The following is a 22839-nucleotide window of genomic DNA, read 5'->3' as shown; positions in this document are numbered from 1 at the left end:
CCGTGCCACGCTGACCTCGGGGTGGTGACGCGTCGGCCGACGGCACGGGAGGCGATGTGGACCCGGAGGAACGAGGCACGCCGGAGGGCGACGGACCACGGCCACTGGGACGCAGGCGCTTCGTCGGTGCGTGCGCCGCCGTCGGGATCGCCTCGGCGACGGCCGCCTCATGCGATCCCGCACCGCCCGCGCGGGGTCACCCGAAGGCGGACGCCTCCCACCTCCCCGAGGTGGAACGGGACCTTCGAGGATCACCCGACTGGCGTATCAGCAGCGAGGGCCCGGCGACGGCCGTGGCCGGCTACGCCGACCGGGTGAGCGTGGTGCCGGGCGAGGAGTGCGGCCTGTACGTCTCGACCACCGCGCCCTCCTTCCGTGTCTCGGCCTTCCGCGTCGGCTGGTACGGCGGCGCCGGGGCCCGTCTCGTCTGGCGCTCGCCCCGCATACCCGGCCGCGTCCAGCCCGAGCCGCGGCTGCTGCCGGGGACCCGCACCGTCCGCGCCGACTGGCCGCGCACGCTGACGTTCAGCACGACCGGCTGGCCCGAGGGCGCGTATCTGCTGCGTCTGGACGCGGACAACGGCCATCAGCGCCATGTCCCGCTGATCGTGCGTTCCACCCGGGGTGCGGGGCGGACGGTGCTCATGCACGCCCCTGCCACCTGGCAGGCCTACAACCGGTGGGGCGGCTACAGCCTCTACGACGGCGCCTCCGGCGGTTACGCCACCCGCTCCCTCGCCGTCACCTTCGACCGGCCCTACGACGCCGACGGCGCGGAGAAGTTCCTCGTGTACGAACGGGCGGTGGTGGTGCTGGCCGAACGGCTCGGCATACCTCTGGCGTACACCACGGGCACCGACGTGCACCGCGACCCGGAGGTGCTGCACGGCGCGGCGGCCGTGATCGGCCTGGGCCACGACGAGTACTGGACCCCGGAGCAGCGCCGGTACGTCACCCGGGCCCGCGACGCCGGCACCAACGTCGCCTTCCTCGGCGCCAACACCTGCTTCCGCCGGGTCCGCATCGAACAGGGCGAGACGCTGCCGGACCGCACCGTGGTCTGCTACAAGTCCTCCGTCCGGGCCGACCCCTGCTACGCGACCCGTCCCGCCCTCGCGACCACCGACTTCCGCCGGGCCCCGGCGGCCGACCCCGAGTCCTCACTCACGGGCGTGCTCTACGAGGGCTACCCGACGGACGCGCCGTACGTGGTTCACGCCGCGGACCACTGGCTGTACGAGGGAACCGGGGTGCGTCCCGGCGACGGCTTCGACCACCTGGTCGGTGTCGAGTACGACCGGGTGACGCCCGGCGCCTCCGTGCCCGAACCGCTGGAGATAACGGCCCACTCGCCCCTGGTGTGCAACGGCGTGCGCAGCCACAGCGACTCCGCCTACTACACGGTCCCGGGCGGTGCCGGCGTCTTCGCCACGGGCACCATGCGCTGGGTGGAGGCGCTCATGGCGGGCACCCCCGACGGCGGTCGCGACCACGGCATGGACGCCCGCACCCGGGCCTTCGTGACCCGCACGACGGAGAACCTTCTGCACGCCTTCGCGGAGGGCCCCGCCGCCCGCCACCGGCCCGCGCCGCGGCCGAACACGAACGAGGTGTACGGGAGGGCGGGCTGAGGAACCGGCTCCGGGAGCCGCGGGACGGTCGCGCGCGGACGGCCGTCTCCCGGCACGCTGACCGACGATCGGCCTCAGGCCCGGTGTGACAGCATGAGGCAGTGATCGAGCAGCCGCCGGGATCCTCCGGTGTCGACCTCCTGGACGTGCGCAGCATCCGATTCGTCGAGACCGCCGCTCCGTGGCTGTCCTCGGAGGAGCGGTCGGCCCTGGACCGCGTCTGGGAGGACGCGGTCCGGGCCAACCCGAACCTCTTCGACGGCCCCGTGGCGGCCTGCGCCGGACTGGAGCGCGAGGATCCGCACGGCCTGGTCATCACCTGGGCGCGGACGACGTACCGGCACTACGCCCTGCGGCGGGTGAAGGGAACCGCCCGCCGTCTGCCGGCCCTCTTCGTGAGCGTGCTCCAGCCGACGGAGGACGGGCGTCTGATGGTGGGAAGGATGTCATCGGCCACGGCCGCACCCGGCCGCTGGCAGTTGCCGGGTGGCTCCCTCGAGCCTCCGGAAGGCGACAGACCGCTCGATCTGGCCGCGCTCCGCGGACACGCGGCACGGGAACTGGTGGAGGAGACCGGGGTCGAGACAGCCGCCGAGGAGCTGACCCTGTGGCGTGTCACCCTCGGCGCCGGCGGCAACGTCGGCGCCCTCTTCACCGCACCCCGCCGGCCTGTGGCGCTGCTGCACGACCGCTTCCGGGCTCTCGTCTCCTCGGAGGAGTCGCTGGGCCGCGAACCGGAACTGGACCGGTTCGCCCTGGTCCGGTCCCCCGCCGGCCTGGCGCGGCTGGCCGGCCCGCACGTGGACTACCTGGAACCGGTCGTCCGTCTGTTCACCGGAGCCGCAGCCCCGCCATGACCTGGCCGCGCCCTTCCTGAGGCCGCGCCCCAGGGCTACCGGAGCTGCTCGTACAGCGACTCCAGGTCCCCGGCCAGTGCCGACTTGAGACCGCGCGTGGCATCGTCGGCCAGCACCTCGTGGACTCCCGCCTCGATGCCGTCCAGCGCGGCCACGGCGACGTCGCGGGGGCTGGACTTGGGGGCGTCGACGTGCGCCGCCATGTCGGTGTCGACATACGCCACGTGCAGGCCGGTGACCGTGATGCCCCGCGGCTTCAGGTGCAGGCGCAGGGAGTTGGTCTGCGACCACAGTGCGGACTTGGAGGCGCTGTAGGGCGTGCCGTCGGCCAGCCAGGACAGGGCCGAGTGGAAGTTGAGGATGTGACCGCCGCCGTTGCCCTCGATGATCGGCACGAAGGCGCGTGTGACCAGCAGCGGACCATAGAAGTTGATCTCCATGTCGCGGCGTACGTCATCGAGCGGCGAGTCGAGGTACGAGGCGTGACTCGAGGCGCCGGCGTTGTTGATCAGGACGGTGACGTCCCCGGCCTGTGCGGCCACGGCCGCCACGGAGGCAGGGTCGGTGACCTCCAGCGCCAACGGCACGGCGTCGGGATGCGTCACCGTACGGGGGTCGCGCGCCGTGGCGTAGACCTTGCCCGCGCCGCGCGCGTACAGCTCCTCGACCAGGGACTTGCCGATGCCCCTGTTGCCGCCGGTGACGAGGACGGTCGCGTCCTTGAGAGCAGTCATTTCTTACCTCCAAGACAGGAAACCGATCGGTTTCACGTCACCGTAAACCGATCGGTTTCCCGCAGGCAAGATGCGGCCCTGCTTTTTAGTTTGATTTTCCAACCCAAGGTCTGCGGCGGCGGCGCACCGGTCCCGCTCACAGCCCCCGCACCCGCCCGCCGACGGTTCAGCGCACGCCCGCGGCGCCGAGGAGGGTGTCCACCGTCGGGCCGACGAGACCGGCCAGGGAGTCGGCACCGATCCCCGCACGGGCGCTCGCCCCGTCGAACACCAGCACCAGCTGGCGGGCCAGCAGCTCGGGATCGGCGGCCCCACCCTGTTCGGCCTCGGCACGGAAGAACTCCGCCAGCTCCTGCTTGATCCGGCTCGCGACGCGGCTGGCAGGATGGTCCGGGTCCTTGAGCTCGACCTGGACCGCCAGATACGGGCAGCCGCGATAGTCCGGCAGGGCGGCCTGCGCCTCCACCCGCTCGAAGACATACCGGATCCGCTCGCCCGGTGAACGCTCGTCGTCGGCGCCGGGCAGGAGCGGCGCCATGACGGCGGGAGCGCCCTCCCGCAGGCTCGCCGCCAGCAACTCGTCCTTGCTCTCGAACAGCTGGTACATCGAGCGCTTGGACACGCCCGCCGCCTTGCACAGGGCCTCGACACCGACGCCGACACCCTGCAGATAGGCGAGCGTGGCCGCCGCTTCCAGCAGTCGCTCCCGGGAGCCCTGCTTCAGGTCCGTGGTCATACGCCGAGGCTAACTCCCTACCGCCCGATCGGAAACCGACCAGTTTACAGCCACGGGTCACCGCCGCCCGGGTACCGCGACAAGGAACACGAGCGGCGACTACCTCCCACCCCCACCGCGTCGAGAGCCGTACTTCTCCGCACCCCGGCGTCGGCCGCAGTCAGACGGCCTGACCGAGCGGGGCCGGCTGGAAGGACTCCCAACGGTCCAGCTCGGCGAGGCGGGAGCGCAGCGACTCCCGGATGCCCTCGACGGCGTCCGCGCCGAGGGCCAGCCGCAGAGGCGGCTCCTCCATCGCCACGACCCCCATGATCGCGTCCGCCACGGTCTCGGCGTTGCCGAACGCCGAGGGGGGCAGCGCGGAGAAGTCCGCGAGGAACTTCCCCACGGTCGGTGCGTACACGTCGTGCGGGGCGACGACATCGACGCGGGTGGCAAACTCGGTGGCGAAGACGCCGGGTTCGACGATGGTCACCTTCGCACCCGTGGGGGCGAGTTCGTGCGCGAGTGCTTCGCCGGCGAGTTCCACGGCGGCCTTGGACGCCGAGTACAGACCTGACGAGGCCCATGCGAACTGGCCGTTGAGCGAGGAGATCTGCACGATCCGGCCGCGGGATGCGCGCAGCGCCGGGAGCGTGGCGCGCAGGACGGCGAGGTTGGCCAGCACGTTGGTCTCGAAGATCGCGCGCGCCCTGTCCGCGTCGATCTGTTCGACCGGGCCGAACAACCCGTAGCCGGCGTTGTTCACCAGGACGTCCAGCCCGTCCGCTGCCCGCACCGCGTCGGCCAGGACCTGTTCCGCGTCGGGCGCGGTGATGTCCAGCGGCAACTCGGTGACGTGCCCCTTGGAGGCACGGTCCGCCAACTCGGCGAGCCGGTCGCGGCGGCGGCCGACGGCGATCACGTGTGCTCCGGCGGCGAGCGCACGCTCGGCGACCAGGCGACCGAAGCCCGAGGTCGCACCGGTGATGAGCCAGGTCGAAGTCATGTGGGGATCTCCCTGTGGAAGGCCGTGCGGTGCGCACGGCGAAGCGGAATGCGGGAGCACGAGGTGTGCGTCCCGCATCCCAGCAAACCGCCGGGGGACTCCCATGTCGGCCAGGGAACCGGCCCGCCCCTTCCTGGGATCCGGAGGGCCACCTTCGCCACCACATGTGCTTCGGCGGGAGGGACCATGGGGACATGGAGCGGAACGAGGGGCTCGGCGAATTCCTGCGCGCTCGGCGCGCGGCGATGGATCCGGAGGAGCTCGGCCTGCACGATGCTGCGCCGCGACGTGTCCCCGGGCTGCGCCGGGAGGAACTCGCCGCGCTGGCGGGCGTCAGCGTGGACTACTACACGCGCCTCGAGCAGGGCCGGCCCATCACCCCCTCGGACTCCGTCCTCGACGCCCTGGCGAACGCCCTGCGACTCGACCCGGCGGAGCGCAGTTATCTGAGCGCGGTGGCGCGCCCTCGTTCCGGTGGGCGCCACCGCGGTCACCGTGCCGTGCAGAAGGTACGCCCCGGGGTCCACGCGCTGCTGGCCCGGCTGGAGGGCACCCCGGCCCTCGTGCTGGGACGTCGTACCGACATCCTGGTGACCAACCGGATGGCCCGTGCCCTGCTCCACGACTTCGACGCGATGCCCGCCCGGAACCGCAACGCGGCACGCTGGATGGTCCTCGACGAGGCGGCGCGATCACTCTTCGCCGACGACTGGGAGCGGGTCGCCTCCGAGTTCGTGGGGACGCTGCGCATGGATGCGGCCCGCCATCCCGACGACACCCGCACCGCCGAGTTGGTGGGCGAGCTGTCCATGAAGAGCGATCGCTTCCGCCGCTGGTGGGCCGCACAGAAGGTGATGCAGTTCAGCCATCACACCAAGCACCTCCACCACCCGGTGGTGGGCCGTCTCACCCTCCGCACCGAAACACTGGCCTTCCCCGGCGACCCGGACCTGACCCTGCTCACGTTCCTCGCCGACCCCGGCTCACCCTCCGACGAGGCCCTGACGGTGCTGTCCGCATGGGACACCGACCACCGCAGCGCGGGTAGCGGCACACCGGCCCGCGCCACACCGCTCGAGTGAGCCGACGGTCCACTCGCCCCGAGCCGGCCCGGCGGGCGATGACCGCGCGGCAACACGTGGAAGCGGCTCTTCTAGCGAGCACCGCACGTGCGGACAACCCCTCCCACGTCGTCCCGTACCCGCCACCGCGGATCCCCCGTCGAGGGCCGCGGCGGTGCCGGTGTGCGGCCGGGCCCCCGGTGAGACGTCCCCCCGAACCGGAGGCACCCGGCCCGGACCGGCCGCTACCAATCGAGCTCGGCCCACACGAACGGCTCGCTTTCGGGTGCCTCCTTGCGCGCCTTCAGGACTCGCTCGGCAGGCACACCGGCGGGCACACGCAGGGGAGGCTCGGGCCGTTCGATCGTGTCGGCCACGACCGCGGCCACCTCCTCGGCGGTGATGACCTCGCCGCGCAGAGCGGCGAGTTGCCGGTACAGCGGGGCGTAGGGGCTGTCCTCCTCGACGAACGTCCCGGCCTGCGCGGCACCGTTCGTGGACACCGCGCCCGGCTGCACGATGCTCACCTTGATGCCGAAGTGGCCCGTCTCGATGGCGAGTGTCTCGGCGATCGCCTCCAGCGCCCACTTGCTGGCGCCGTACGGGCCGATCATCGGCAGCACCAGCCGTCCCTGGATGCTGGAGACGAAAACGAGGCGGCCGGATCCTCGTTCCCGCATCGCCGGCAGTACCCTCTGCACGACGCGCAGCGCACCCAAGGTGTTGAGCTGGTAGAGCCGTTCGACCTCCGCGAGCGGAACGCTCTCCAGCGGTGCGCGCACCGTCGCACCGGCGTTGCTGATCAGCACGTCGATCTCGCCGGCGTCCCTGATGGCCTGGTCGACACTGCCCTGATCGGTGACGTCGAGGCGCAGACGCCGGTCCACGGGGAGGTCGGCCAGGGTTTCCGGCCTGCGAGCGGTGGCGATCACCCGATGGCCACGATGTGCCAGTTCGACGGCGACGGCCCGGCCGATTCCTTTGGACGCGCCGGTGATGAGCACGGACGACATGGGAGTTCTCCTCGTCGATCGATTCGGTGCTTGTGTGCCCGGCTCCGCGACGGACGTCGAAGCCGCATGTCGAGCCCGTCGGATCCCGGGGTGCGGCCGGTGATTCAGCGAGAAACACAGCGAGGCAGGAGCCGTTTGGCGTGTGTGCCGAACGCCTCGGCGTCCGTGTGGATCCCGCGGTCGCCGAGACAGTTCAGTCAGTGAACTGCTCCAGCCTAACACCGCGAGTTCAGTGAGTGAACCGCGAGAGGTAGACTCGGGGCATGACCCTCCCCAGCACCTATCCGGACCGCAACTGCTCGCTGGCGCGGACACTGGAGGTCGTCGGAGAGAGGTGGACACTCCTCATCGTCCGTGACGCGTTCTACGGGGTCCGCCGGTTCGGGGACCTCGCCACCCAGCTCGGGATCCCTCGCGCCGTCCTGACCAACCGGCTGAAGCTCCTCGTCCGGGAGGGCGTACTCACCCGGGACGACGACGGAGCGGGAACCGTCGAGTACCGGCTGACCGACAAGGGCACCGCACTGTGGCCGATCGTGCGCGCCATGATGGCCTGGGGGGACGCCTTCTACTCCCCGGCCGGGGCGAAGCGCGACCTGCGCCACGACCGGGACGAAGGCCTGCTCGACCACGAGGGACGCTGCCAGGAATGCGGAGCGGTCGCGCCGGTCCCGGAGATCCGCATCGAACCGGGACCCGGGTTCCAGGCGGGCAACTCCACGCTCGATCCCGTGTCCGCCATGCTCAGCGGGCCGCGACGGCTTCTCGAACCGATCGCGATCCCGAGTACGCGCCAGGCCGACGAACATGGCGGCGGCACCGATGCCGGTCGCTGAGGGCGGTCGGCACACAGTCCCGTCGGCTGCACGCACGGACGACCGCCGGGGCGCGATCCGTACCTGATCCCACAAGTGAGGACACCGCAGTGCCTTCGCATCCGTTGGACAATTCGATCCACTCGGCGCTGAGCGGGCCGCACGCCCACTTCGCGCAGCGGCGCGGCAACGCACTGCGCTACCCGGTCGACATGTCACCGTTCACGGCGCTGCCGGACCGCCCGGATGAAGCCGACTGGACGGACATGGCCGCACTCACCGGCCCCGGCGCGCGGGTCGTGCTGAGCGGCCCCGCCGTGCAGCCACCGGACGGCTGGGAGGTCACGGCGCGCGTCCCCCTGCTGCAATTCGTCGACCACTCAATCGCCGCGGCACCGGACGAGGAGGCCGTCCGCCTGCGTCGGACGGACGTTCCGGAGATGCTCGCACTGGCCCGACGCACGGAGCCGGGCCCGTTTCTGCCACGAACGATCGAGATGGGCACCTATCTGGGTATCCGGCGCGACGGCCGCCTGGTGGCCATGGCCGGCGAACGGCTGCACGTGCCGGGCTGGACGGAAATCAGCGGGGTCTGCACCGATCCGGAATGGCGAGGACGGGGGCTGGGGACACGTCTTCTCCTGGCTGTCGCGGCCGGCATCCGGGAACGCGGCGAGACACCGTTTCTCCATGTGCTGTCGTCGAATGTGAACGCCGTACGCCTGTACGAGTCCCTCGGGTTCCGGCTTCGCCTCCGCACCGCGAACCTCGTCCTCACCTCGCCCGGAGCCGAGTGAAGTCGGCGACGAGCCGTGAGTGGTGATCCGGCCGCTGCTGCCACGGATCGGGCACCGATCGGGTCGTACCGGTCGCAGGCGCCGACGGTGTCGCGGCCGGAACGGGCCCGGTCCTCCTCCGCCGCCTGCGCGGGGCGGAGGAGGAGACCTTCGGTCGGGCGGCCTCGGCGCGCGGACGGATCACGATCGCGCTGACGTCGCCGTCGGCGGGCCGGCCGGTCGCATACGCGATGGCTGTCCGCCGCGCAGGACGCGGGGCGTTGCCTCCCGCGGCCCTTCGCCGGATGTACGCCATCTGCCGGGATCGCCGCCCCGTGGATCAGCAGATCCTCGGCAGCTGCTCCCCGATCGGCATGTCCACCACGCGCGTACCGCCGAGGCCGGTACGGGCCACCACCATGCCCGGATGGTCCGCCACCGCCTCGCCGATGATCCGGGACTCCCGGCCCAGCGGATGGGCCCGCATGGCCTCCAGGACGGCGTCGGCGTGCTCGCGCGGGACGAATGCCACCAGTTTGCCCTCGTTGGCCACGTACATGGGGTCCAGGCCCAGCACGGCACAGGCACCGGCCACCGCCCGAGGGACCGGGATCTCGCGTTCCGTGACGACCACCCCCGTGCCCGAGGCCGCGGCGATCTCGTTCAGTGCCGCCGCCAGGCCGCCCCGGGTGGGGTCGCGAAGCACGTGCAGGTCCGGGGTGACGGCGAGCATGGCCTGCACCAGTCCGCCGAGAGCCGCGCAGTCGCTCTCGATCTCCACCCCGAACTCCAGACCCTCGCGGACGCTCAGGATGGCCACGCCGTGCACGCCGATCGGCCCGCTGACGATCACCACGTCCCCCGGGACCACCCGCTGCGGGCGCAGGTCCACTCCGTCGGGGATGAGGCCGACACCGGCCGTGTTGATGAAGATCCCGTCGCCGTGGCCCGCCTCCACCACCTTGGTGTCGCCCGTCACCACCTCGACCCCGGCCGTCCGCGCGGCCCCGCCGAGCGCCTCGGCGACCCGGACGACGCGTTCCATCTCGACGCCCTCCTCCAGAATGAACCCGCAGGAGAGGTAGGAGGCGCAGGCACCACTCATGGCGAGGTCGTTGACGGTGCCGTTCACGGCGAGGTCGCCGATGCTGCCGCCGGGGAAGAACAGCGGTCGCACGACGAAGGAGTCGGTGGAGAACGCCAGCCGGACACCGCCGAGCGACAGGGCGGCCGAGTCACCGAGCTGCGCGAGCGTCTCCCCGCCGAAGGCGGGCGCGAAGACGTGCCGGACCAGTTCGGCCGAGAGCGTCCCGCCCCCGCCGTGGCCCATCACGATCCGGGACTGGTCGCGCAGCGGAGCCGGGCAGGTCCAGGCCGCCGGGTCCACGGACGGTGTGTTCAGGTCGATCGTCTCAGACAACGGGTGTCGCCTCCCGGGGCGCTGGGGTGATGTCCAGGCGCCGGTAGAGGTAGTACGCGGCGCAGGCGCCCTCGCTGGAGACCATGGTGGCTCCGAGCGGGGTGCGGGGTGTGCACAGAGTGCCGAACGCCTCGCACTCGTGCGGCTTGATCAGGCCCTGCAGGACCTCACCGCTGCGACACGCGTCCGGTTCACGGGTCTTGATGTCCTCCACCGAGAAGCGGGACTCGGCGTCGAAGTCGCGGTACTCGGCGGACAGGCGCCAACCGCTCGCCGGGATCACGCCGATGCCGCGCCAGGAGCGGTCGGTGACCTCGAAGACGTCCGCCAGCATCGCCTTGGCGGCCGGATTCCCCTCGGGACGCACGGCGCGCGGATAGGCGTTGTCGACGGTGTGTTCGCCGCGCTCCAGCTGGGCCACGGTGCGGCGCACGCCTTCGAGGATGTCCAGGGGCTCGAAACCGGTGACGACGATCGGGACGCGGTACCGCTCCGCCAGCTCCGGGTACTCGTCCACGCCCATCACACTGCACACGTGGCCGGCGGCGAGGAACCCCTGTACCCGGCAGCTGGGAGACCGCATGATCGCCTCGATCGCGGGGGGCACCCGCACATGGGAGACCAGCAGGCTGAAGTTCCGGATGCCGAGCTTGCGCGCCTGGTGGACCGTCATCGCGTTGGGGGGTGCCGTCGTCTCGAAGCCGATACCGAAGAACACCACCTGCCGGTCCGGGTTCTGCTGCGCGATCCTCAACGCGTCGAGCGGCGAGTAGACGACGCGTACGTCACCGCCCTCGCCCCGCACCTGGAACAGGTCCCGTCCGGTGCCCGGTACCCGCAGCATGTCCCCGAACGAGCAGAAGATCACGCCTGGCCTGGAGGCGATCTCCAGCGCCTTGTCGATGACCTCCAGCGGGGTCACGCACACCGGACAGCCCGGACCATGAATCAACTCGACCTGATCGGGAAGCAGTTGGTCGATTCCGTGACGGATGATGGAGTGCGTCTGCCCGCCGCAGACCTCCATCAGCGCCCAGGGTCTGGTCACCGTGGCATGGATCTCGTCGAGCAGCCGTCGGGCCAGTTCCGGGTCCTGGAATTCGTCGATGTACTTCACTTCCGCGCCTCCTCGTGCGACGGCGGAGGCGTTCCCGCAGACTCCGCGGCCATGTCCCAGGGATCGCCGAACTCCTCCTGCAGCATGCCGAGGGTCTCGAACAGTTCGAGCGTCTGCTTCGCCGACTCCTCGTCGAGGCGCTGCAGGGCGAAGCCGACGTGGACGATGGCGTACTCGCCGACCTGGAGGTCGGGCAGGTACTCCAGGCACACCTCCTTGACCACGCCGCCGAAGTCGACGCTGGCCATCCGCGTGCCGTCGCGTTCCTGGATGTCCAGCACTCTGCCGGGTACCGCAAGGCACATGGGCCTCTCCTCGCTGATGGTGGTGGTGCGTAGCCCGGCGCTGCCGGGGCGGTCGGTCAGTCGGGTCCCGTCGCGGCGCGTGCGGCCACCACGAGCTGGCCGAGGGCCAGTCCGCCGTCGCCCGGCGGGACCTGGTGGTGGCGCAGCACGGTGAAGCCGTCCTCGCGCAGGGCCTCGGCGCAGGCCGAGGAGAGCAGGCTGTTGAGGAACACACCGCCGGTCAGCGCGACCGTGTCGACACCGTGCCGCTCGCGGGCCAGGACGCACACGCGGTGGACGAGGCCGGTGACGGCCCGGTGGAAGCGGGCGGCGACCGGAGCGGGGCCCACGCCGGAGCGCAGGTCCGCTGCGATCGCGGCCAGCAGGGGAGCCGGATCGGCGAGCACCGGCCCACCGTCCGTCGCCGGTGGGCGAAGGGCGAACGCGTAGGCCGTACGGTCCCCGTCAGGTGCGCGCAGCGCCGCGGCCTCCAGCTCCACGGCGGCCTGGGCCTCGTACCCGGCCCGATGGCACACGTCCGCCAGGGACGACACCGCGTCGAAGAGGCGGCCCATGCTCGAGGTGGGAACGCAGTTGAGGTCGCGCTCCAGCTGCCGTTCGAGAACAGGCAGTTCGCCCGGCGGACACGCGGCCACGCAGGCCAGCTCGGGCGACCAGTCGATCCGGGCCGTACGCAGATGCGCGAGCGCCATCCGGTAGGGCCGGTGCACCGCGGCGTCGCCGCCGGGCAGCGGCACGTACGCCAGGTGCCCGAACCGGGTGAAGCCGTCGTAGTCGGCAAGCAGGAACTCCCCGCCCCACACCGCCCCGTCGTCGCCGTAGCCCGTGCCGTCGAAGGCGACCCCGATCACCGGGCGGCCGCCGTCGAGACCGTTCTCGGCCATGGCCGCGGCGATGTGTGCGTGGTGGTGCTGGACACGGACGAGAGGCCGGCCCGCCGCGTTGCGGGCGGCCCATCCGGCCGAGCGGTAACCGGGATGCCGGTCCGCCGCCAGCAGCCCGGGCCGCACCGGGGTGATCGACTCCAGTTGTGCCACGGCGCGTTCGAAGGCCCGCTGGGTGGCGAGGTCGTCCATGTCACCGATGTGCGAGGACAGCCAGGCCCGTCGGCCCTCGCCGAGGCAGAAGGCGTTCTTGAGGTCTCCCCCGACGGCGAGGGCAGGGCGCACGGGGACGGGAAGCGTGACCGGCAGGGGCGCATACCCCCGGGCGCGGCGTACGACCAGCGGCTGCCCGTCGCACACGCGCACCACGGAGTCGTCGCACGGCACCTGGATCGGCCGGTCGTGGGTGAGCCAGGCGTCGGCCAGATGCGCCAGTCGGGTCAGTGCCTCGCCGTCGTCGGTGACGATGGGCTCGCCGGACACATTGCCGCTGGTCATGACGAGCAGCCGGGGACCCGCGGGGTCGCCGGGCAGCCCGAACAGCAGTTGGTGCACCGGGGTGTAGGGCAGCATGACACCGAGGTCGGGGCTGCCGGGAGCCACACCTTCGACCGGGTGGGGGGCCTGCGCCGGGAACGGGGGGTCCGTGCGGCGGCGCAGCAGCACGATGGGGCGGGTGCGGCCGGTGAGCAGGTCACGCTCCTCGGGACCGATCCGTACGACGTGCTCGATGTCGTCGGGGCTCCCGGCCATGAGCGCGAAGGGCTTGTCGCCTCGGGCCTTGCGGCGGCGCAGCCGGGCGACCGCCGCGGGGTCGGTGGCGTCGCACGCCAGGTGGTAGCCGCCCAGGCCCTTGACCGCGAGGACCGCGCCGTTCGCCAGGAGCGCGCGTGCCCCGGCGACGGGATCCGTCTCCGTGGACGGCAGCGCTCGCCCGTCGCCCTGCGCCGCGGGGACCAGCAGCCGCAGCCGGGGCCCGCAGGCCGGGCAGGCCACCGGCTGGGCGTGGAAACGGCGGTCGGCCGGATCGGCGTACTCGCGGGAGCATCCGGCGCACATCGGGAAACCGGCCATGGTGGTGTGCGCCCGGTCGTAGGGCAGGCCGGTGACGATCGTGAACCGCGGGCCGCAGTGGGTGCAGTTGACGAAGGGGTGACGGTGGCGACGGTCCGCGGGGTCGGCCAGTTCACGCAGGCACGCGGCGCAGGTCGCGGTGTCCGGCGGGATCAGGGTGCCCCCGGGCCCGTCCGTGCGGGACGCCAGGATGGCGAAGCCGCTGTCCCCGCCGACGGGCATCTCCTCCTGCTCCACGGCGTCCACGCGGGCCAGGGGCGGGGCGTCCACGGCGATGCGCTCGCAGAACCGGGCGACCGCCTCCGACGGGCCCTCGACCTCGGCGACGACGCCCTCGGGTGTGTTGGTCACATGCCCGGACAACCGGAGCGCGGTGGCGAGGGAGTGGACGTACGGCCGGAAGCCGACGCCCTGTACCACGCCGCGCACGGTGACCCGCAGGCGCAGCGGCGCGCGGACGCCGACGGCCGTCGGCGGCACACCGCTCACGAGTGGGGCTGCGTCAGGACGCCGGCACCGTCGGCGTGGTCGTGGGTGTGACTGTGACCGTGCTCGTGGGGCTCACGGGCCATGACGGGGGTGTGCACGGGTGCACCGGCCGCGGCGGCCAGCGCGCGGTCGAGCAGGGACCCGAGCCCCAGGCCGCGACGGGCCGAGGTGAGCACCACCTCCACGCCGGGGTTGACCCGCTCGACGTTCGCCCGGAACTCCGCCTCGTCGAACTCGACGGCCTCGGCGATGTCGGTCTTCGTCACCACCACCAGGTGGGCGAGACCGAAGGCCGTCGGGTACTTGAGCGGTTTGTCCTCGCCCTCGGTCACGGAGGCGAGCACCACCCGCAGGGTCTCCCCCAGGTCGTACGAGGCCGGGCAGACGAGGTTGCCCACGTTCTCCACGAACAGGAGCCGGGTCGCGTCCGGCAGCCAACCCTCCAGATGCCGGGCCAGCATGGCCGCCTCCAGGTGGCACAGCCCGTCGGTGAGCACCTGCTTGACCGGGACGCCCGAACGCGCCAGCCGTGCCGCGTCGTTCTCGGTGGCGAGGTCGGCGCTGAGCGCCGCGACCGGCACGGAGCGTTCCCGCGCCAGACCGAGCTCCCGTTCCAGGAGGGCGGTCTTGCCGCTCCCGGGGCTCGACAGCAGATTGACGACGGTCGTGCCGCGGGCGGCCAGGCCGGCCCGCAGGGTGTCCGCGGCCCGGTCGTTCTTGGCGAGCACGGCCTGTTTCAGGTCCACCACACGGCACATGGTTCAGCGCTCCTCGGAGATCGGTGGGGCGGCGGGAACAGGCGTGCGGCCGTCCTCCCACTGCACGCCGACGATCTGCAGTTCACGGCCCGACAACAGATCGGTGGCTCCGCTGTCGCACAGGGGGCAGCTCAGCAGGGGCGGCATACCGACCGCCCACTCGTGCGCGCACGGGGTGCATCGGGCCCGTCCGGGCACCGTGTCGGTCACCAGCTCGGCGCCCTCCAGCACGGTCCCGGCGCAGGCGAGTTCGAAGCAGAAGGACAGGGCATCGGGTACGACACCCGCCAGTTCGCCGACCTGGAGCCGCACCGAGAGCACCGCCGTGACGTCACCGGCCCGTTCGGCCGCCTCTTCCACCTGGCCGATCACCGCCATCGCGATGGACATCTCGTGCATGGCTCTCCGTCCCGGCGAACCCGGGCTCCCGCCGTGTGGGGCGAGGCGTGCGCGCGCGGCCCGCCGGGCTCCATTAGAGGCGAGGCACCGCGCTCAGCCGGATCGGCACGCCGTCGCCGCCCGGCCGCGTACACCGTTCGCCGCAACCGCGGCGCCCGGCCGTGCGCCGGGTCGTCTCACCGCTCCAAGGTCCCCGACGCGGGCGCGTGGCGCGGTCCACCGCGCTCTTCGGGGCGCAGCAGTTCTTCGATGACGCGGACGGCCTGCGGCACCGCCCCGGACACCGAGGGGCTCAGGCCGATGCGCTCCTCGACGACGTCGGGTTCGCACCCCACCACCAGCGTGCGCCGTGGCGGGCGGGCACCGGTTCCGGCGCAGAGCGTGCCGAGCAGGCCGAGTACGGCGTCGGGCGTCATCCGATGGCCGTCCAGCGGCATCGGCTGCGCGCCGTCCGTCTCCGCGACGTCGTGCTCGATGACGTACACCGTGCCGGGCTCCCCGCCGCGCTGGGTGGCGTCCACCAGGATCAGGGTGTCGTAGCCGTCGAGGAGCTGGTAGGCGAGGTGCACCCCCCGCACCCCGATGTCCTGGAGCTCCACGCCCTCGGGCAGGTCCCGCTCCTTCAGTGCGCGCACGGTCTCCACGCCGAAGCCGTCGTCCCCGAGGAAGATGTTGCCGATACCGGCGACGAGGACCGGACCCTCGTGCGGGGAAGCGCTCATGCGTCGTCCTCCAGTGGCGTGACCTCGTCGGGCCGGAAGTAGAGGAAGACCCCCTGGTCCCTGCGGATCTCGGCACCCGGGTCGTCATCGACCGTCACCGCCAGGTGCACCGAGCCGTCGACGTCGTTCAGCACGGCCTCCACCGTGGCGGTGCGGCCCCGCAGGAAGAAGTCCTGGGCGTCGGTGCGCCGCAGGCCCGGGTTCAGCAGCACCCGGCACCCGGCGACCACGTGCCGGCCGTTCACCACGACCCGGTCGGGTGCCGGGCCGGAGCCGGTTCCGTCTCCCGGCTCCCGCCATTCGGGGGGCGCGGAGTCGGCCAGGGCGAGGACCGCGTCGATGTCGGTGGCCTCGAGCGCCGTACGGCGGGTGTGCGGACCCACCACCGGGTGGTCGCCGAGAATGACCGGGGAGGACAGCACCACGTCCGCGCGACCGGGTTGACCGGCGAGCACGGGCCAGGTGTGCAGATTGCGGCAGGCCGCGCTCACGCCTCGCGCCCACTCGGGCGGTTCGGTCATCGACAGGAACGACCCGGCGCTGAGCCCGATCAGCAGGTGGGTGGCGACCAAGGAGTGCCGCAGGGCCGCGTCGCGGTCGGCGTTGCCGTTCTCCTCGGGGGTCCAGGCGCTGGTGTTCTCGACGACCGCGGTCAGCCGCATCAGCCGGTACGGCCCCTCGATGCGGCGTGCCGCGAGCCGCAGTACACCGCCGATCTCCTCGTGCCGGAAGATCCGGTGGCCGACGACGCGGCCGCCCTCGTCCCGGATCGGCTCGCTCTCCTCGCCCGCGGGGCGGACGAAGGGGATCGTGATCCCGTCGCCCTCGGCGAGCCGGTCCACCGCCACGACCGCTTCGACGCGTTCCTCGGTTCCCCCGGCCGGGGCGGCCGGCGACTCTCCGCCCGGTCCGCGCTCGGGCGCGGTCTGCGACCCGCCCTCGGAGCGGGCCCGCCGCGGAACGGGACGCCGGGCGCGCAGGAATCGCAGCTCGACCGCCAGGGTGGCACCCGTTCCGGGCTCCATCAGGCATTCGGTGTGCTGGAAGTCGTGCTCGTCGTCGGCGGCGTTCCAGGCCGGTGGCACCAGTACGCCGAACTGCCGGCGCAGTCCGTTCCTGGCGGCGGAGGCGCGGTACGGGTGCAGCGGCGAGCCCTCGAAGAGGACGGCGTCGGCGACCTGCCGGGCGAGGGCGAAGCGCGCCTCGGTCTCGGGGGCGAACGAACTGACGCTCACGGCGTGGTCCTTCCGGTGGCCGCGCTCCCGAACCGGAACGGCTCCGCTGTCGTCCGGCCGCCCGTCGCGCGGGCGAGGTGCGGGGGTGTACGCGTCGCCTTCTCCTTGCGGACGAAAGCGCGCCTCAGCTCGTGAAAGGGGGCGGCGGGGTTGTGGAAGACCCGGTGCATCTCGGCGAGCTCCCGTTCCCGGAAGGCGGACAGCGGCTCGACGCTCTCCTGCCGCTCCAGTTCCGCCTTCTTCGCCGCGATGCGCGTCCGGGTACCCGGCAGGGACACGAGCCGCGCCGCCAGCCTGCCCACCTCGGCCCGGAAGTCCTGCGGCCGGCAGTGGAACACCCGGTCGACGAGCCCCAGTCCGCAGGCGCCAGCGGCGCTCATCGGCAGGGCCTCGCCCAGGAGCCGTTCGGCCGCGGCGGCACCCACGCGGCGGGGAAGAGTGTAGGTCCAGTACTCCGAGCCGTGCAGGCCCATCAGCCGGTAGTGCGGGTTGAGTACGCAGCCGCTGCGGCACCACACCTCGTCCGCCGCCAGGGCGAGCATCACCCCGCCGGCCGCGGCGTTGCCCGCGAGCGCGGAGACCACCAGCCGGTCCGTGGTCCTCAGAACGGCCTCGACCAGATCGTCGATGGCGTTGATGTTCGCCCACGACTCGGCCGCCGGGTCCTCGGCGGCCTCGATGACACCGAGATGGATCCCGTTGCAGAAGAAGTCGCGTTGCCCGCCGAGCACAAGCACCGAGGTCGGACGCGTACACGCCTCCCGGTACGCGTCCAGCAGGCGCCGGCACTGCGCGGTGCTCATCGCGCCGCCGGGAAAGGAGAACGACAGGAAACCGACGCTGCCCTCCTCCCGATAGCGGATGTCCGTCCAGGTGCGCCATCCCGGCTCCGGCAGCGCGGGGAGGCTGGGCACGGGCGGCAGCAGGGCGCCGAGGGCGTTCACGGCGGGACGTCTGAACGTGGCCGGCTGTCCCGGACGACGCCGGCGGCGCAGCTCGGGGATCCACACGGCCCCGTCCGTGGTCGCGCGGCAGATCGCCCCGGCCCGGGTCGCCAGCAGCTCCCCCGGGGCACCGCGCAGGACGTCCTCGGGGTGGCCGCCGTGCAGGTACCAGTCCTCGCCGAGCAGCGTGTCGAGCACGCCGGGCTGCGAGTCGGCGGCGCGCAGCTTGCGCACCACGGTCTCCGTGGAGTCGGCGTGCCAGTCGATCCGGCGCATGCTCTGATCGAGGTACGGCCGGGTCCGCGCGGTGTCCTGCCGGTCCGGGATGTGGGTACCCGAGGCGAAGCGCTCCACGGCGAGCAGGACGGCGGCGAGGGCCGCGTCGGCGATCTCGTTGCGGTACAGGTCGCTCTTGGGCAGCGGCGGGAGGGGACAGGCGACGGACGCCCATACGTCACCGGCGTCCATCTCCTCCACCGCCTGCAGGACCGTCACGCCCCAGCGCTCCGCTCCCTCCTGGATCGCCCAGTCGAGGGAGGAGGGCCCCCGGTCCCCCACCGGGCCCGGGTGGACCACGAAGCACGGGTACGCCTCCCACACCTCACGCGGGATCGCCGTCCGCAGCATCGGCGCGAGGACGAGCTGCGGTGCGTGCCGTCGTACGGCGTCCGCCAACGACCGGTCAGGGACGGCGAGTTCCACCGCCACGAGGTGGCCCCGGTCACGCAGTTCGGCATGGACGCGCTGGGTGAGGCTGTTGAACGCGCTGGCCACGAGCAGGATGTGCACGACAGACCCCCGGACGGACGTGCGGCGAACGACGGTGCGGGCACGGTGGTCCCGCCGAGTGCGATGGTGTAGCACACCCGCGCGCCTCGTTCGCAGAAAGGCTGCGGGTTCACCCGAAAGCGGGTTTCGAAGCGCCACTCGGGCCTGAGGTCCCGTGCGGGTGAGTATGGGGCCGGTGGCGCACGGGCGAAGGGCCGCGCTCGCCCGGCCCGTGAACCCCGCACGGCTGCGGCACCGTTCGGGGCCGGGGTCACCGGCCGACGGTGCATGTGACGCCCCTCGCCTCCCGAGGCCCGGCAGTGTAGACATGGCACATGGTCCGGCTCCTGCGTCGAACCGGGACTCGGTCGACCCGTCCCGGCGGTCCGCATGCGCACCGCTTCGCCCGAGCGCCCGAGAACGACGCCCGGCACGCGTCGCCGGGGGAACGCCCCGGCCCTCGGCGGCAGCCGCGCCCCCCGTGGCCGGACTCCCGCGCCGGACTGCAGACGGCACTGGGCGGACGCAGCGTCGCCGGTCAGGTCTTCTTCCTGCAAGTGGTCATCGTGCTGTTGCTGGTGGTGTCCGCGGTGCTGGCTCTGGTCCTGCAGGTGCGGCACGACACCACGCAGGAGGCCCGCAACCGTTCCCTCGCCGTCGCCGAGTCCTTCGCCAACGCGCCGGGCACACGGGAGGCCTTGAGCGGCCCGGACCCCACAGCGGTGCTGCAGCCACGGGCCGAGGCCGCCCGCAAGGGGGCGAAGGTCGATTTTGTCGTCGTGATGAACACCGAGGGAATCCGCTACACGCACCCCCGGCCGGACCGTATCGGCAAGAAGTTCGTGGGGGACATCGCGCCCGCGCTGGCGGGTGGCACCGAGATCGAGGAGATCAACGGCACCATCGGCCGGCTGGTGCAGGCCGTGGTACCGGTCAAGGCGCCGGACGGCGACGTCGTGGGCCTGGTGTCGGCCGGGATCACCACCGAACACGTGGGCGGCGTCGCGGACCGGCAGCTGCCACTGGTGCTGGCCGCGGCCGCGGCGGGACTCGCACTCGCCACGGCGGGGACGGCGCTCGTCAGCAGACGTCTGATGCGCCAGACCCACGGTCTGGGACCGCGCGAGATGACCCGGATGTACGAACACCACGACGCGGTACTGCACTCGGTCCGGGAGGGAGTGATCATCGTCGGCGGCGACGGCGATCTGCTGCTGGCCAACGACGAGGCGCAGCGTCTGCTCGATCTGCCGGCGGACGCCGAGCGCCGGCATGTGACCGAACTCGGCCTTCCCTCCGAGACCGCCGAGCTGCTGGCGTCCGGGCGGGTCGCGACGGACGAGGTGCACCTGGTCGGAGACCGGCTGCTGGCCGTGAACCAGCGGCCCACGGACCTGGAGGGCGGGCCGCCCGGCCATGTCGCCACCCTGCGTGACTCGACCGAACTGCGCGCCCTGTCCGGCAAGGCGGAGGAGGCACGGGAGCGCCTGACTCTGCTGTACGACGCCGGTGTGGGCGTGGGGACCAGCCTCGATGTGACGCGCACCGCCGAGGAGCTGGCGGCGCTGGCCGTGCCCCGGTTCGCGGACTTCGCCACCGTGGACCTGTTCGAGGCGGTACTGCACGGCGAGGAACCGGACGCGGCCGGCGGGCTGTGCCGCGCAGCGTTCAGCGGGATCCGCGACGACCCTCCCCTGTATCCGGTGGGTGAGCGGATCCGCTTCGTCGAGACCTCCCCCCAGGCCCAGGCCCTCGCCGGCGGCCCGGCCACCGTCGAGCCGTGCCTGGCCGAGGCCCACGGGTGGCTGGCCCAGGACCTCGAACGCTCCGCGCAGGTCGTGGAGTACGGCATCCACTCGATGATCACGGTGCCGGTGCGGGCCGGAGGGCTCCTGCTGGGCGTGGCCAACTTCTGGCGTTCCGAGAAGCCCGACCCCTTCGACGAGGAGGAGCTGGCGCTCGCCGAGGAGCTGGTGGCCCGGGCCGCGGTCTCGATCGACAACGCCCGCCGGTACACGCGCGAGCACGGTCTCGCGGTGACCCTGCAACGCAGTCTGCTGCCGCGGAAGCTGCCCGAACAGGGCGCCCTGGACATCGCCTACCGCTACCTTCCGGCGCAGGCCGCGGTGGGCGGCGACTGGTTCGACGTGCTGCCGCTGTCCGGCGCCCGGGTGGCGCTGGTCGTCGGTGACGTGGTGGGCCACGGGCTGCACGCCGCGGCCACGATGGGGCGGCTGCGCACGGCGGTGCACAACTTCTCGGCGCTCGATCTGCCGCCCGACGAACTCCTCGGCCTGCTGGACGAACTGGTGGGCAGGATCGACCAGGACGAGACGGCCGAGGGCGGTGCCCCGGTCACGGGTGCGACCTGCCTGTACGCGGTCTACGACCCGGTGGCCCGGCGCTGTGTCGTCGCCCGCGCCGGCCATCCACCGCCCGCGGTGATCCGGCCCGACGGCCGGGTGGAGTTCCCCGAGGTGCCCGCCGGCCCGCCGCTCGGCCTCGGAGGGCTTCCCTTCGAGACGGCCGATCTGGAGCTGGAGGAGGGCAGCCGGATCGTCCTCTACACCGACGGGCTCATCGAGGGCCGCGGACAGGACATCGACGCCGGATTCGAACTGCTCGGCGCCGCCCTGGCCGGATCGGGACCGTCGCCCGAGGACACCTGCCGGGCCGTGCTCGACGCCCGGCTGCCGCACCGTCCGAGCGACGACGTCGCCCTGCTCGTCGCACGCACCCGGGCACTGCCGGCCTCCCACGTCGCCCAGTGGGAGGTGCCGCAGGAGCCCGCGGCCGTCGGCGAGGTACGCGCGGCGGTGACACGGCAGTTGACGGAGTGGGGGCTCGAGGAGCTGTTGTTCACCACGGAGCTCGTGCTCAGCGAGCTGGTGACCAACGCGATCCGTTACGGAAGCGCGCCCGTCCGCGTACGTGTGCTGCGCGACCGCAGTCTCGTCTGCGAGGTCTTCGACGCCAGCAGCACCTCCCCGCATCTGCGGTACGCGGCGATGACCGACGAGGGCGGGCGCGGGCTGTTCCTGGTCGCTCAGCTCGCCGAACGCTGGGGGACCCGCTACACGCCGACGGGCAAGGTCATCTGGGCCGAACAGCCGCTGCCCTGACGCCGGTCGTTTCGAACCGGCGCCGCCACGAGAACCTGTTGCTTGACGGGTACCCAACACTCCAGGGATCTGATAGGAAACCTTCCTATCAGTACAACTCCCCACCCCCCGAACCCACTTGGAGTCCCAGTGGTGCATCCGTCCCCCGACGCGGCAGGCGCCCGCAGCGCCTCCCGTCGCACCGTACTCGCCCTGTTCGGTGCGTCTCTCGCGGCGCTACCGCTGCTCAACGCCGCGAACGCCGCGGCCGCCCCGACCGCCGCCCGCGCGACAGGACTCGACGATCCGGCGAAGAAGGAGATCGCCATGAAGCTGGTCTCGAGCGCGGAGAACTCCTCGCTCGACTGGAAGGCCCAGTACAAGTACATCGAGGACATCGGCGACGGGCGCGGTTACACCGCCGGCATCATCGGATTCTGCTCCGGCACCGGCGACATGCTCGACCTCGTCCAGCTCTACGCCGACCGCAAGCCCGGCAACGTCCTCGCCAAGTACCTGCCCGCACTGCGCAACGTCAACGGCACCGACTCCCACGCCGGACTGGACCCGAACTTCCCCAGGGACTGGCGCACGGCGGCGCAGGACACGGCGTTCCAGCAGGCGCAGAACGACGAACGCGACCGTGTGTACTTCAACCCCGCCGTCCAGCAGGGCAAGGCCGACGGCCTGGGAGTGCTCGGGCAGTTCACGTACTACGACGCCATCGTGATGCACGGCGACGGTGACGACGCCACGAGCTTCCGCAACATCCGCAAGCGTGCGCTGCGTACGGCGAAGCCCCCGGCGCAGGGCGGCGCCGAGGTGGCCTACCTCAACGCCTTCCTCGACGCACGGGTGTGGGCGATGAAGCAGGAGGAGGCCCACAGCGACACCACGCGTGTCGACACCGAGCAGCGTGTCTTCCTGCGCAACGGCAACCTGAACCTGGACCCGCCGCTGGACTGGAAGGTGTACGGGGACAGCTACCACATCGGCTGACGGCCCGGCATCC

At 72.3% G+C, this 22839-nt stretch carries 20 protein-coding genes; 7 read left to right on the top strand and 13 right to left on the bottom strand.

Features of this window, described 5'->3' with window-relative positions:
* The first annotated feature begins 56 nt into the window (after positions 1 to 56).
* Together ACSHXN_RS37175 and ACSHXN_RS37170 are read left to right on the top strand one after the other, a co-directional pair.
* Positions 57 to 1631 carry a N,N-dimethylformamidase beta subunit family domain-containing protein gene (locus ACSHXN_RS37175; protein WP_383358277.1) on the top strand — a complete coding sequence of 525 codons (1575 nt, stop codon included), beginning with the start codon at positions 57 to 59 and terminating at the stop codon, positions 1629 to 1631.
* Between the two features lie 101 nt (positions 1632 to 1732).
* The gene (locus tag ACSHXN_RS37170) at positions 1733 to 2488 is read left to right on the top strand and encodes an NUDIX hydrolase (protein ID WP_438305364.1); all 756 of its coding nucleotides are present in this window, start codon (positions 1733 to 1735) and stop codon (positions 2486 to 2488) included.
* A 35-nt stretch (positions 2489 to 2523) separates the two neighbouring features.
* On the opposite strand, the gene ACSHXN_RS37165 is transcribed toward ACSHXN_RS37170, so the two are convergent.
* The 3 genes from ACSHXN_RS37165 to ACSHXN_RS37155 form a co-directional block, all read right to left on the bottom strand.
* Positions 2524 to 3222 carry an SDR family oxidoreductase gene (locus tag ACSHXN_RS37165; RefSeq protein WP_355801499.1) on the bottom strand — a complete coding sequence of 233 codons (699 nt, stop codon included), beginning with the start codon at positions 3220 to 3222 and terminating at the stop codon, positions 2524 to 2526.
* 166 nt (positions 3223 to 3388) lie between these two features.
* Positions 3389 to 3958 (bottom strand): TetR/AcrR family transcriptional regulator, encoded by a 570-nt coding sequence (locus ACSHXN_RS37160; RefSeq protein WP_355139641.1) that lies wholly within the window; start codon positions 3956 to 3958, stop codon positions 3389 to 3391.
* Between the two features lie 160 nt (positions 3959 to 4118).
* On the bottom strand, positions 4119 to 4946 hold the full coding sequence (locus tag ACSHXN_RS37155) for an SDR family oxidoreductase (RefSeq protein ID WP_355139643.1): 828 nt from the start codon (positions 4944 to 4946) through the stop codon (positions 4119 to 4121).
* Between the two features lie 194 nt (positions 4947 to 5140).
* Here ACSHXN_RS37155 and ACSHXN_RS37150 point away from each other — a divergent pair, with 194 nt between their 5' ends.
* Positions 5141 to 6028 carry a helix-turn-helix transcriptional regulator gene (locus tag ACSHXN_RS37150; protein WP_355139645.1) on the top strand — a complete coding sequence of 296 codons (888 nt, stop codon included), beginning with the start codon at positions 5141 to 5143 and terminating at the stop codon, positions 6026 to 6028.
* 224 nt (positions 6029 to 6252) lie between these two features.
* On the opposite strand, the gene ACSHXN_RS37145 is transcribed toward ACSHXN_RS37150, so the two are convergent.
* A complete protein-coding gene (locus ACSHXN_RS37145) occupies positions 6253 to 7020 on the bottom strand; it encodes an SDR family oxidoreductase (RefSeq protein ID WP_356295144.1) in 768 nt (255 codons plus the stop codon).
* A 263-nt stretch (positions 7021 to 7283) separates the two neighbouring features.
* On the opposite strand from ACSHXN_RS37145, the gene ACSHXN_RS37140 reads away from it, so the two are divergent.
* A complete protein-coding gene (locus ACSHXN_RS37140) occupies positions 7284 to 7856 on the top strand; it encodes a winged helix-turn-helix transcriptional regulator (RefSeq protein WP_438305361.1) in 573 nt (190 codons plus the stop codon).
* Between the two features lie 89 nt (positions 7857 to 7945).
* Positions 7946 to 8632, top strand: a complete 687-nt coding sequence (locus ACSHXN_RS37135) for a GNAT family N-acetyltransferase (RefSeq protein ID WP_356295141.1) — start codon at positions 7946 to 7948, stop codon at positions 8630 to 8632.
* Positions 8633 to 8951: 319 nt separating this feature from the next.
* On the opposite strand, the gene hypE is transcribed toward ACSHXN_RS37135, so the two are convergent.
* The 9 genes from hypE to ACSHXN_RS37090 all read right to left on the bottom strand — a co-directional run bounded on the left by hypE (position 8952) and on the right by ACSHXN_RS37090 (position 18747).
* Positions 8952 to 10031 carry a hydrogenase expression/formation protein HypE gene (hypE, locus tag ACSHXN_RS37130; RefSeq protein WP_383358274.1) on the bottom strand — a complete coding sequence of 360 codons (1080 nt, stop codon included), beginning with the start codon at positions 10029 to 10031 and terminating at the stop codon, positions 8952 to 8954.
* Complete coding sequence (hypD, locus tag ACSHXN_RS37125; protein ID WP_355139655.1) at positions 10024 to 11148, bottom strand: hydrogenase formation protein HypD; 1125 nt, start codon at positions 11146 to 11148, stop codon at positions 10024 to 10026. Before hypD ends, hypE begins: the two co-directional genes overlap by 8 nt.
* The gene (locus ACSHXN_RS37120; protein WP_355139657.1) at positions 11145 to 11453 is read right to left on the bottom strand and encodes a HypC/HybG/HupF family hydrogenase formation chaperone; all 309 of its coding nucleotides are present in this window, start codon (positions 11451 to 11453) and stop codon (positions 11145 to 11147) included. The genes hypD and ACSHXN_RS37120 overlap by 4 nt, the downstream gene beginning before the upstream one ends.
* A gap of 56 nt (positions 11454 to 11509) precedes the next feature.
* On the bottom strand, positions 11510 to 13900 hold the full coding sequence (hypF, locus tag ACSHXN_RS37115) for a carbamoyltransferase HypF (RefSeq protein WP_438305358.1): 2391 nt from the start codon (positions 13898 to 13900) through the stop codon (positions 11510 to 11512).
* Positions 13897 to 14658 (bottom strand): hydrogenase nickel incorporation protein HypB, encoded by a 762-nt coding sequence (hypB, locus tag ACSHXN_RS37110; protein ID WP_355139661.1) that lies wholly within the window; start codon positions 14656 to 14658, stop codon positions 13897 to 13899. The genes hypF and hypB overlap by 4 nt, the downstream gene beginning before the upstream one ends.
* Before the next feature lie 3 nt (positions 14659 to 14661).
* On the bottom strand, positions 14662 to 15057 hold the full coding sequence (locus tag ACSHXN_RS37105) for a hydrogenase maturation nickel metallochaperone HypA/HybF (RefSeq protein ID WP_355139663.1): 396 nt from the start codon (positions 15055 to 15057) through the stop codon (positions 14662 to 14664).
* Between the two features lie 176 nt (positions 15058 to 15233).
* Complete coding sequence (locus ACSHXN_RS37100; protein ID WP_355139665.1) at positions 15234 to 15779, bottom strand: hydrogenase maturation protease; 546 nt, start codon at positions 15777 to 15779, stop codon at positions 15234 to 15236.
* Positions 15776 to 17014: a hypothetical protein gene (locus ACSHXN_RS37095; protein WP_438305356.1), complete on the bottom strand. Its 1239-nt coding sequence runs from the start codon at positions 17012 to 17014 to the stop codon at positions 15776 to 15778. The genes ACSHXN_RS37100 and ACSHXN_RS37095 overlap by 4 nt, the downstream gene beginning before the upstream one ends.
* The gene (locus tag ACSHXN_RS37090) at positions 17011 to 18747 is read right to left on the bottom strand and encodes a hydrogenase maturation protein (protein WP_356114458.1); all 1737 of its coding nucleotides are present in this window, start codon (positions 18745 to 18747) and stop codon (positions 17011 to 17013) included. Before ACSHXN_RS37090 ends, ACSHXN_RS37095 begins: the two co-directional genes overlap by 4 nt.
* Before the next feature lie 314 nt (positions 18748 to 19061).
* On the opposite strand from ACSHXN_RS37090, the gene ACSHXN_RS37085 reads away from it, so the two are divergent.
* Positions 19062 to 21848 (top strand): SpoIIE family protein phosphatase, encoded by a 2787-nt coding sequence (locus ACSHXN_RS37085; protein WP_438305353.1) that lies wholly within the window; start codon positions 19062 to 19064, stop codon positions 21846 to 21848.
* Positions 21849 to 21977: 129 nt separating this feature from the next.
* Positions 21978 to 22826 (top strand): chitosanase, encoded by an 849-nt coding sequence (locus ACSHXN_RS37080; RefSeq protein ID WP_355139673.1) that lies wholly within the window; start codon positions 21978 to 21980, stop codon positions 22824 to 22826.
* The last annotated feature ends 13 nt before the right edge of the window (positions 22827 to 22839 follow it).

The organism is Streptomyces sp. HUAS TT11, from assembly GCF_051553595.1.
Lineage (GTDB): Bacteria > Actinomycetota > Actinomycetes > Streptomycetales > Streptomycetaceae > Streptomyces.
Note: the sequence above shows the minus strand (reverse complement) of the source record. Positions and strands in the feature narration are given on the sequence as shown.

Bases quoted from the DNA above. Each gene is read 5' to 3' on its own strand.
- ACSHXN_RS37165 (WP_355801499.1), bottom strand. From the start codon at position 3,222: ATGACTGCTCTCAAGGACGCGACCGTCCTCGTCACCGGCGGCAACAGG.
- ACSHXN_RS37160 (WP_355139641.1), bottom strand. From the start codon at position 3,958: ATGACCACGGACCTGAAGCAGGGCTCCCGGGAGCGACTGCTGGAAGCG.
- ACSHXN_RS37155 (WP_355139643.1), bottom strand. From the start codon at position 4,946: ATGACTTCGACCTGGCTCATCACCGGTGCGACCTCGGGCTTCGGTCGC.
- ACSHXN_RS37150 (WP_355139645.1), top strand. From the start codon at position 5,141: ATGGAGCGGAACGAGGGGCTCGGCGAATTCCTGCGCGCTCGGCGCGCG.
- ACSHXN_RS37145 (WP_356295144.1), bottom strand. From the start codon at position 7,020: ATGTCGTCCGTGCTCATCACCGGCGCGTCCAAAGGAATCGGCCGGGCC.
- ACSHXN_RS37140 (WP_438305361.1), top strand. From the start codon at position 7,284: ATGACCCTCCCCAGCACCTATCCGGACCGCAACTGCTCGCTGGCGCGG.
- ACSHXN_RS37120 (WP_355139657.1), bottom strand. From the start codon at position 11,453: ATGTGCCTTGCGGTACCCGGCAGAGTGCTGGACATCCAGGAACGCGAC.
- hypB (WP_355139661.1), bottom strand. From the start codon at position 14,658: ATGTGCCGTGTGGTGGACCTGAAACAGGCCGTGCTCGCCAAGAACGAC.
- ACSHXN_RS37105 (WP_355139663.1), bottom strand. From the start codon at position 15,057: ATGCACGAGATGTCCATCGCGATGGCGGTGATCGGCCAGGTGGAAGAG.
- ACSHXN_RS37100 (WP_355139665.1), bottom strand. From the start codon at position 15,779: ATGAGCGCTTCCCCGCACGAGGGTCCGGTCCTCGTCGCCGGTATCGGC.
- ACSHXN_RS37085 (WP_438305353.1), top strand. From the start codon at position 19,062: ATGGTCCGGCTCCTGCGTCGAACCGGGACTCGGTCGACCCGTCCCGGC.